This is a genomic window from Pseudomonas sp. XP1, assembly GCF_053557675.1.
Genome location: NZ_JBNRIJ010000006.1, coordinates 19,964 through 26,220 on the forward strand (window position 1 = coordinate 19,964; position 6,257 = coordinate 26,220).

Genomic DNA, 6,257 nt, shown 5'->3' on the forward strand with positions numbered 1-6,257 from the left:
CAATACAGCCCCTCTTTGGCTGGGCACACGCTCGACTCCCCACTGCAGAAGACCGTCAGATGGCCAAATCACCGAAAAAATCCAAATCCAGGCTGTGGTTCCTGGTCCACAGCTGGCTCGCCTTGCCGATCTGGTTCTTTGTGCTGATCGTCTGCTTCACCGGCATGCTGGCGGTGGTCAGCCAGGAAATCGTCTGGCTGGCCAACCCGGATGTGCGCGCCAACAAGCCCGACGCCGACGCCGAGCGCCTGAGCTTCCAGCAGGTGCTGGACGCCCTGCACAAGGCCGAGCCGGACATGGTGGTGGAGCGGCTGATCCAGCCCGACGGTTCGCACTTCGCGGTCATAGCCAATGTCACCCTGCCTGACGGCACCAGCCCGACGTTGTATGTAAACCCCTACACCGGGGCCATCCAGGGCAAGACACCGGACTTCAACTTCGAAGCCTTCACCCGCGCCCTGCACGGCTGGTGGCTGGTGCCGTTCACCAACGGTTTCAGCTGGGGCTGGTACCTGGTATCGCTGCTCGGCCTGCCCATGCTGGCTTCGCTGGTCACGGGCCTGGTGGTGTACAAGAAGTTCTGGAAGGGCTTCTTCAAGCCGGTGCGCACCGGCCATGGTTCTCGGATTTTCTGGGGCGACCTGCACCGCCTGGCCGGGGTCTGGTCGATCTGGTTCATTGCCGTCATTTCCATCACCGGCACCTGGTTCCTGATCCAGGCGATCCTTGCCGACAACCACATCACCATTTCCAGCCGGCCCATCGTGCCGGTCATCGCCCGTGAGGACGTGCCGCAAACCCCCAATGGCAGCCCGGCAGCGCGCATCGACCTGGATGAAGCGGCACGCATCGCCGGCCTGGCGGTCCCGGGGCTGGAGATCAGCTTCATCTCGCTGCCGGCCACCGCCTACAGCCACGTCACCCTGGCGGGGCCAGGCTGGTACCCGCTGATGTTCCAGAGCGCCTCGGTGAACCCGTACACGCGTAATGTCGACAGCCGGTTCCTGATCAGCGACCGCTCGGCCCTGGAGTTCGTCACCGAGTCCATGCGCCCGCTGCACACCGGCGATTTCGGCGGCCTGCCGATCAAGCTGGTGTGGTTCTTCTTCGGCCTGATCCTCACCCTGATGGTGTTCAGCGGTTTGCTGATCTGGACCAAACGCACCGCCCAGGCCACCGCCGCCGCCCTCAAGCGCAGCGAACGCGCACCGCGCATGGCGCGCCATGAACCCACCGTGGAGATCCGCCCATGAGCCAGGCCCAAGCCGTGCCCGTCAGCCCGCTGAAGCAACTGTGGCTGAAGTGGCGTTTTCACCTGAACATCCTGCTGATCCTCATCCCGCTGGGCTTCATGCCCAAGTACTTCGCCGACGCCAAGCTGTTCCGCGGCGAAGCGGGGCTCGGCGCCAATGTGATCAACGACATCCAGGTCGGCCCCTATACCCTGGACCTGGCCGAGATGCGTGACGAGCCCCCCCGCGCCGACGGCCCGGCGGGCCATTTCAAGGTCTTCAATGCATCGCTGTGCAAGGCCTGCGTCAACGGCGTCAAGGCAGCCTACCTGCGCATCGGCAAACCGCGCAGCCTGCGCGCCGCCGGCACGATTTTCTTCGGTGCGCCGTACAACATGGGCACCTCGCTGCCGATCCCGCCACGCACCAAGCCCGACGCGCAGATCTGGATCACCCTGGAGGGCTGGGACGGCAGCATGCATCAGGCGTCGGTCCCCCTGGCCAAGGCATCGCCAGCCACCGTGGCCTGGCTCGAGAAACAAGGAGGCAATAAATGAAACACCTGATGCGCACCCTCGCCCTGCCCTTGCTGGCGCTGGCCGCCGGCCCGGCACTGGCGCACAACCCGATGTGCGAATGCGAAGAACTGCCTGGCGGCCAGGTCAAGTGTACCGGTGGCTTCTCGGATGGTAGTGGTGCCCCAGGGGTCACCCTGGATGTGATCGGCTACGACGAACAGGTGCTGGTAGGCGGCAAGCTCGGTGACGATTCGACCCTGACCTTCAAGCGCCCGGACGGCGAGTTCTACGTGCTGTTCGATGCCGGCCCCGGGCACGTGGTGGAAGTCGACCACGCCGATATCGCCCAGCCATGAGCCGCGTCCAAGTGATTCGCCCGGCCGGTGCCGGGCACGAAACCCTTTACGTGCTGCTGGTCAGCCTGATGATCGTGGTACTCGCCGCCAGCGTGGTGCTGCTGCGCGGCGAGCGCGAGGACGAACAAGCCATCGCCAGCCACCAGATCGACGCGCGTCGCGACCTCACCGCCGCCGAGCAAGGCCTGTATACCGACCTGCGGGTGGCCTTCGACGAAATCCAGCTGCTGAGTGAAGAAAACGCCGCCGCGCCCAGCGTGCAGGCGCTGGCCGAGGAAGGCCTGCCGCCGTTCGTGGTCGATGCCGGCAGCCAGAGCCGCGGCAGCCACCAATGGTCGTGGCTGCAGCCCGGGGCCTACCTTGGCCGCAGCCAGGCCCCGGAAGTGGCCGGCAGCCTGCTGCTGATCCTGCCGGCCGACAGCACCGGCCAGGCCGATGTCTGGCTGCGCCGCGACAGCGCCGCAGTGGCCCCGGACGACCTTGGCCAGGCCGCCCTGATCGCCGCCGGCTGGCAGCAGGTGGTCAGCCATTACGACGCCGGGGTCACCCGCGAACACCGTCACTGAACCCAAGGACTCCCCCATGCTCCGCTCCGCCCTCGCCCTGCTCCTGGCCCTTGCCCTGCCGGCACAGGCCCTGGCCGATAACGGCAAGCCCCTGCGTATCGGCATTACCCTGCACCCCTACTACAGCTATGTGAGCAACATCGTCGGCGACAAGGCCGAAGTGGTGCCGCTGATTCCGGCAGGGTTCAACCCCCATGCCTACGAGCCACGGGCCGAGGACATCAAGCGCATCGGCACCCTGGACGTGGTGGTGCTCAACGGCGTCGGCCATGACGATTTCGCCGACCGCATGATCGCCGCCAGCGAAAAGCCCGGCATCACCACCATCGAGGCCAACCAGAACGTACCGTTGCTGGCCGCAACCGGCATTGCCGCCCGCGGCGCCGGCAAGGTGGTCAACCCGCACACCTTCCTGTCGATCAGCACCACCATCGCACAGGTCAACAATATCGCCCGCGAACTGGGCAAGCTCGACCCGGACAACGCCAAGCTGTACACGCAAAACGCCCGCGCCTATGCCAAGCGCCTGCGCACATTGCGTGCCGATGCCCTGGCCAAGGTCACCGAGGCGCCCAGCGCCACCTTCCGGGTCGCCACCATCCATGCCGCCTACGACTACCTGGTACGTGACTTCGGCCTGGAGGTGACTGCGGTGGTCGAGCCAGCCCATGGCATCGAACCCAGCCCGGCCCAGCTGAAGAAGACCATCGACCAGCTCAAGGCGCTGGACGTGCGGGTGATCTTCTCGGAAATGGACTTCCCGTCGGCCTATGTCGAAACCATCCAGCGCGAATCCGGCGTGCGCCTGTACCCGCTGACGCACATTTCCTACGGCGAATACACCAAGGACAAGTACGAAGTGGAGATGAAGCGCAACCTCGACACCGTGGTCCGCGCCATCCAGGAGAACCGCGCATGACCGCCGCCGCCAACCTGGTGACAGCCTGCGGGCCGCGCATCGAGTTCGCTGGCATAGACCTGACCCTGGGCCGCACCCGCATCCTCGAACAGGTCAGCTTCAACGTCGCCGCCGGCAACGTGCATGCCATCGTCGGCCCCAACGGCGGCGGCAAGAGTTCACTGATCAAGACCCTGCTCGGGCAGATGCCGCACCAGGGCCAGCTGACCCTTGACTGGCCCGGCGAACGCGAAGTGATCGGCTATGTGCCGCAGGCGCTGGAGTTCGACCGTGGCCTGCCGATGACCGTGGACGATTTCATGGCTGCCATGTGTCAGCGTCGCCCCGCCTTCCTGGGCCTGTCGCGCCGCGTGCAGCCAGCCATCGACGCGGCCCTCGTGCGGGTCGGCATGCTCGACAAGCGCAAACGGCGCATGGGCGCGCTTTCCGGTGGCGAACGCCAACGCGTGCTGCTGGCCCAGGGCCTGATTCCCGAGCCGCAACTGCTGGTGCTGGACGAACCGATGTCGGCCCTGGATGAAGCCGGCATCCAGGTGTTCGAGCAACTGCTGCAGGGCTGGCGTCAGGCAGGCACCACCGTGCTGTGGATCGAACACGACCTGGAGGCTGTGATGCGCCTGGCTGATCGGGTTACCGGCCTGAGCCGCCAGGTACTGTTCGACGCCCCACCCGCCCAGGCCCTTACCCCGCAGCGCCTGCTCGGCCTGTTCTCCGTTCACCCGCGTAGCGAGAGCCTTGCCTGATGAGTTTTGAAATCTTTCGGCAAACGGTCCAGGACTGGGCCGCTGCCGGCTACCTGCCCGAGGCGCTGGTCTACGGCTTCGTGGTCAATGCTTTGCTGGCCGGTTTGATGATAGGCCCGGTGCTGGGCGGCCTGGGTACCCTGGTGGTGGTCAAGCGCTTTGCCTTCTTCTCCGAGGCGGTCGGCCATGCCGCGCTGACCGGCGTGGCCATCGGCATCCTGCTGGGCGAACCCTACACTGGCCCCTACGGCAGCCTGTTCGGCTACTGCCTGCTGTTCGGCATCCTGCTCAACTTCCTGCGCAACCGCACAGGGCTGTCGCCGGATACGCTGATCGGCGTGTTTCTGTCGGTGTCGCTGGCGCTGGGCGCCAGCCTGCTGCTGATGCTGGCGGGCAAGATCAACGTGCACATCCTCGAGAACGTGCTGTTCGGCTCGGTGCTGACCGTCAGCGGCCAGGATCTGGTGGTGCTGGGTATCGTCGCGGTGCTGGTGCTGGCATTGGCCGTGCCGCTGTACAACCGCATCATGCTGGCCAGTTTCAACCCGCAGCTGGCGGCCGTGCGCGGGGTGGCGGTGAAAACCCTGGACTACCTGTTCGTGGTGCTGGTGACCCTGGTCACCGTGGCCTCGGTGAAGGTGATCGGGGCGATCCTGGTCGGGGCCCTGCTGGTGATTCCCGCTGCCGCCGCCCGCCTGGTCAGCCAGTCGCTGAAGGGCTTTTTCTTCCTGTCGCTGCTGATCGCCACGTTGAGCACGCTGCTCGGCATCCTGCTGCCGATCGTGTTCGACCTGCCGGTGCCGTCCGGCGCCGCGATCATCCTGGTCGCCGGCATCTGCTTCGCTCTGGCGGCGCTGGCCCGCGCCCTCGTTCCCCGCCTGCAAGGAAACCCGGCATGAACCTGAAACGCCTGACCCTGGCGCTGGCCCTGGCCGGCCTACCGTCGCTGTCCAACGCCACGCAAGTGCTGGCCACCCTGCCCGTCACCCACAGCCTGGCCAGCGCCCTGCTCGACGGCACCACGGTGCAGCTCGCGCGTGCAGCCCCCGCCAACCTGCCTGCCAGCCGCCAACCTTCCTATTTCAGCGGGCGCGGTAGCGCCAGCCTGCACAAGGCCGCGCAGCAAGCCGACGCGGTGATCGGCGTGCGCTCGATCTGGCGTGACGACCCGCTGTACCCGATGGCCAGGCGCAGCAATATCCGGATCGTCGAGATCGACGCCGCACGGCCGGTGGATGGTGCGCTGCCGGGTATTGCGGTGAGCGGCGAGGAGGCCTATGGCGCCTACCCCTGGCTCAACCCGACCAACTTCGGGCGCATGGCCGACGTGGTAGCCAATGACCTGGAGCGGTTGGCGCCAGGCGACAAGGCGAAGATCCAGGGTAACCTGGCCGGGCTCAAACGCCAGTTGCTGGAGCTTTCGGCCAGCAGCCAGACACGCTTGGCCAAGGTCGACAACCTGACGGTGGTGAGCCTGTCGGAGCGGCTGGGTTATCTGGCCAGCGGGTTGAACCTGGACGTGGTCGAGCAGCCGCTGCCAGCCGAGTGGGATGCGGCTGCGCTGAAGGCGCTGGGGGACAACCTGAAGGCGCAGGATGTGGCGCTGGTGCTGGACCATCGGCAGCCGGGGGCAGCTGTGGCCGAGGTGATCAAGGCATCCGGGGCCAAGTTGGTGGTGGTGGAAAGTGACCCTGAGGATGCGTTTGCCGGGTTGAAGGCCAGTGTGGATCAGGTGGTTGGAGCACTGGGCGAAAGCTGATCAGGCAGGCTGGCACGGTCAATGTGGGAGCGGCCTTGTGTCGCGAAAGGGCTGCACAGCGGCCCCAGGATTTCAGCAGTACATGGGCGCCGAGCGCGTGACTGTTCAGTCCCTGGAAGTAGTTCGCGTAGACGCTGAGCGCAACCTGCTGCTGGTCAAGGGTG

At 66.1% G+C, this 6,257-nt stretch carries 8 protein-coding genes and 1 pseudogene; all 9 read left to right on the forward strand.

Features of this window, described 5'->3' with window-relative positions; all coding sequences use genetic code 11:
- Positions 1-59 precede the first annotated feature (59 nt).
- Positions 60-1,253, forward strand: coding sequence for a PepSY-associated TM helix domain-containing protein (locus ACK1U9_RS07575; RefSeq protein ID WP_108481016.1), 1,194 nt, complete (start codon positions 60-62; stop codon positions 1,251-1,253).
- Positions 1,250-1,789, forward strand: a complete 540-nt coding sequence (locus ACK1U9_RS07580; protein WP_046615144.1) for a hypothetical protein — start codon at positions 1,250-1,252, stop codon at positions 1,787-1,789. Before ACK1U9_RS07575 ends, ACK1U9_RS07580 begins: the two co-directional genes overlap by 4 nt.
- Positions 1,786-2,106 carry a hypothetical protein gene (locus tag ACK1U9_RS07585; protein ID WP_085599243.1) on the forward strand — a complete coding sequence of 107 codons (321 nt, stop codon included), beginning with the start codon at positions 1,786-1,788 and terminating at the stop codon, positions 2,104-2,106. Before ACK1U9_RS07580 ends, ACK1U9_RS07585 begins: the two co-directional genes overlap by 4 nt.
- Positions 2,103-2,672: a DUF6162 family protein gene (locus ACK1U9_RS07590; RefSeq protein WP_108481015.1), complete on the forward strand. Its 570-nt coding sequence runs from the start codon at positions 2,103-2,105 to the stop codon at positions 2,670-2,672. Before ACK1U9_RS07585 ends, ACK1U9_RS07590 begins: the two co-directional genes overlap by 4 nt.
- 16 nt (positions 2,673-2,688) lie before the next feature.
- Positions 2,689-3,591: a metal ABC transporter substrate-binding protein gene (locus ACK1U9_RS07595; protein ID WP_046615141.1), complete on the forward strand. Its 903-nt coding sequence runs from the start codon at positions 2,689-2,691 to the stop codon at positions 3,589-3,591.
- Positions 3,588-4,334, forward strand: coding sequence for a metal ABC transporter ATP-binding protein (locus ACK1U9_RS07600; RefSeq protein ID WP_108481013.1), 747 nt, complete (start codon positions 3,588-3,590; stop codon positions 4,332-4,334). Before ACK1U9_RS07595 ends, ACK1U9_RS07600 begins: the two co-directional genes overlap by 4 nt.
- The gene (locus ACK1U9_RS07605; protein ID WP_108481012.1) at positions 4,334-5,233 is read left to right on the forward strand and encodes a metal ABC transporter permease; all 900 of its coding nucleotides are present in this window, start codon (positions 4,334-4,336) and stop codon (positions 5,231-5,233) included. Before ACK1U9_RS07600 ends, ACK1U9_RS07605 begins: the two co-directional genes overlap by 1 nt.
- Positions 5,230-6,093, forward strand: coding sequence for a metal ABC transporter solute-binding protein, Zn/Mn family (locus ACK1U9_RS07610; RefSeq protein WP_108481011.1), 864 nt, complete (start codon positions 5,230-5,232; stop codon positions 6,091-6,093). The genes ACK1U9_RS07605 and ACK1U9_RS07610 overlap by 4 nt, the downstream gene beginning before the upstream one ends.
- Before the next feature lie 82 nt (positions 6,094-6,175).
- Positions 6,176-6,257: pseudogene (gene rplC, locus ACK1U9_RS07615) on the forward strand (50S ribosomal protein L3); the annotation flags it as partial.